We start from the raw sequence: 376 nt of genomic DNA, 5'->3' as shown, positions 1-376 counted from the left end.
GCAGCCACTTCAGCCAGAGCGCTGCGCTGCTGCCCGCAGCCGGCTGCGCCTCGCGGTTGGCGGTTGGCGCTTCGCTGATGCCGCCGGCCAGGCACAGCGCCATGGTCTTGCAGTAGGCGATGCCAGACTCGCGATCATTGCCGTCATAATCGTATTGCTCGATGCGCTTGAACGTCGGGCTGGCGCACAGCGACGCGTAGAACCTGGCATTGAGGTCAATGTAATGTTGGTACTGCGCCTCCTGGCGGCCGTACTCGGCTTGGAAGGCGGCGCGCATCGGTTCGTGATAGCGCTGCTCGAGCCGCTCGTCGCTGTTCTGCGCCGTGTAATCGACTATTCGCTGGCGCTCCACCGCAGGGTCGACGAACAGCGGTGG

Annotated in this window: 1 pseudogene; it reads right to left on the bottom strand. The window is 64.6% G+C overall.

From position 1 onward, the window contains the following. Window positions 1-376 (bottom strand): annotated as a pseudogene (locus AAZU54_RS27340) (T6SS effector BTH_I2691 family protein); the annotation flags it as partial.

The organism is Pseudomonas sp. Je.1.5.c (assembly GCF_051129895.1).
GTDB lineage: Bacteria > Pseudomonadota > Gammaproteobacteria > Pseudomonadales > Pseudomonadaceae > Aquipseudomonas > Aquipseudomonas urmiensis.
Note: the sequence above shows the minus strand (reverse complement) of the source record. Positions and strands in the feature narration are given on the sequence as shown.